The sequence below is a fragment of the Pedobacter sp. 05L430 genome, assembly GCF_056397585.1.
In genome coordinates, this window is sequence record NZ_JBFTNT010000430.1 from 1 (window position 1) to 2578 (window position 2578).

Below are 2578 nucleotides of genomic sequence, written 5' to 3' on the forward strand. Positions count from 1 at the left end.
GTATATCCCTGCAATAAATGTTAAAGGAATAAAGATGGATGAGATAATAGTAAGTACTTTCATGATCTCATTCATTCTATTACTGATCATTGATAAGTACATATCCAGGTTACTGATAGATATCTCTTTTAAGGACTCTACAACATCAATAATCTGTATGCAATGATCATAAGCATCTTTAATATAGAGCTTCGTTTGATCGCTAACTAAAGGACTATCACTTCTCAGGATATCATTTAACTTATCCCTTTCGGGCCATACCACTCTACGAATTCCAATCAGGTTTCTTTTAATCATCTGAGTATCGAACATCACCGTTTTATCAGGTTTATCAAACAAACGGTCTTCAATAGCATCCAAATCCTCTCCCCATGAACCTAAAATCACGAAATAAGTATCAACTATAATATCCATCAGGGCATACATCAAATAGCTGCTACCAGCTATCCTTATGTTACCTTTTCCGCCTTTTAACCTCGATCTAATAGGTTCGAGGCAATCCTCGTAATTTTCCTGAAGCGTAAATAATGCATTATCTGTAAGTAAAAATGACACCTGAACATTATCCAGATCTTTATTTTCATCAAAATGGAGCATTCTGCTTACCGCATAATCATAACTACCATACTCCTCAAACTTTGGTCGCTGATAAGTACGCGTAATATCTTCTAAGACAAGTTTATTTACATTAAAATCAGTGGATAAGGTTTCAAACATCGCTAACGAATCAAACCCCTTAATTTCAATCCAAAACGTAAAATTCTTATCAGAAACAATTTGAGCTACATTATTTAAGGAACTAAGCTCCTTAACCTCATAATGTTCAGCATTGTATTTATACAACCTAATTACAGGTTTTAAGGCATTTTCATCAATGTATATAACACCAGGACTAGATCCAGCAGCTGGCAGCGAATATTTTTTGTGCTTATGATGTTTACGTTTTGCTTGTTTACTCATACTACATATATGATTTGGATTGTGGTCCCTGGTTAAACAACAAGTCTACAATACTTAAATTTGGCTTAAACCCTTCCCTATCGTCAAAAACTTGAAAATAAGGCTTATATACCGTATTATCATCTACGTTTTTAAAATGTATTTTATTAGTCCTGTAGTCTAATTCAGGAGCAATATCATCAATATATTCAGAAGTAAAATTAAGTTTTACATCCTTTTTTAACTGTTTCAATAACCATTCCAATAGCTCAAGGTTATAATCAAAAAGAAATTCAAATTTATTATGATAAAAACGGGCAAACTCATCCTCGTAAAATTCGAAATAAGCTGAATTGCGATAGCAGCTTTCAAGGCTCTTCCAATGAAGCCTTTGCCAGTTAAAATCATTACTTATTTTAACATCTTTAACCTTTGTATGGACTTTATTACCTCTAATAACAKGCACAATAAGATCCAAACTTCCATTCGGCGAGTATATTCTAGCTCTGTTTCTATAGGTCTGTTTAGGGAAATGCTCTTCCTTTTCAATCAAAAAGTTACCATCAAAGTCTTTTAAACCAGAAAAATAACTGATAGGTGGAAGATAAAAAAGTGGGAATATAGCTGAACTTTGCATCTGATAATTTATGTTTGCATTCTCAATTCGCCAAATTAATGATAAAAAAAAGCTTTTCTTCTACAGGAATATTTTTTTTGAACTTTTTGTCTCTGCTCCCAACCTCTTTGTTGTATTTCTTTGCGGCACTACTATACTATCCGCTATATTATATTCTAGGCTACCGTAAAAAAGTTGTTCGCCAGAACCTGGTCAATTCCTTTCCTCAAAAGAGCATTGAAGAGATTATTAAAATTGAGAAAGCGTACTACAGACACTTTACGCGGCTCGTTCTCGAAACAATAAAAATGGCTTCCATTTCTGAATCAGAACTTAAAAAACGTGTTAAGTTTAACAACCTTCAAATAGTAGAACAACACGTTAAAAATGGCCAAAGCATATTAGCGTGTACAGGGCATTACTGCAATTGGGAATGGGGTATGCTGGCGCTCAGTTTAACGCTTTGCCCCCAGAGCTACGTGATTTTTAAGCCAATCAACAATGAACTTTTTGACAGCTGGTTCTATAAAATGAGAACCAGATTTGGCAATCGGTTTATTGCTATGAAACAAACACTTAGAGTATTAGCATCTACCAGGAATGAGCTCACTATGTTTTGTTTTGCCAACGATCAAACACCTGTTGGACACGAAATACAATACTGGCTCCCTTTCCTCAATCAGCGTACACCTGTGTTACTTGGATTAGAAAAAATAGCCTTACAAACCAACAGGCCAGTAATCTATTTCAAAATGAAACATATAAAAAATGGTTATTATGAGGTAGATTGCGAGACAATTTGCAACGACCCAAGTAAAACTACCGAACATCAAATTACCGACATGAGTTTCAATATCCTTGAAAATATGATCAATGAAAACCCCGCCTACTGGTTATGGAGCCATAGGCGATGGAAACACAATAAACACGAAAACGCAGGATAAATGGAACCAAGTGTAGCAGTAGTGATCTTGAATTGGAATGGGCAGGCTTTGCTTCAGCAATTTTTACCCGGTGTAATTC

3 protein-coding genes are annotated in these 2578 nt (G+C 34.9%); 1 reads left to right on the plus strand and 2 read right to left on the minus strand.

Features of this window, described 5'->3' with window-relative positions:
• Both corA and AC1DG9_RS25960 read right to left on the minus strand, forming a co-directional pair.
• Positions 1 to 960 (minus strand): magnesium/cobalt transporter CorA (corA, locus tag AC1DG9_RS25955; protein ID WP_477635556.1); only part of this gene is annotated, 960 nt, incomplete at its 3' end.
• Position 961: 1 nt separating this feature from the next.
• Positions 962 to 1576, minus strand: a complete 615-nt coding sequence (locus AC1DG9_RS25960) for a WbqC family protein (protein ID WP_477635557.1) — start codon at positions 1574 to 1576, stop codon at positions 962 to 964.
• A 38-nt stretch (positions 1577 to 1614) separates the two neighbouring features.
• Here AC1DG9_RS25960 and AC1DG9_RS25965 point away from each other — a divergent pair, with 38 nt between their 5' ends.
• Complete coding sequence (locus tag AC1DG9_RS25965) at positions 1615 to 2499, plus strand: lysophospholipid acyltransferase family protein (protein WP_288879352.1); 885 nt, start codon at positions 1615 to 1617, stop codon at positions 2497 to 2499.
• The last annotated feature ends 79 nt before the right edge of the window (positions 2500 to 2578 follow it).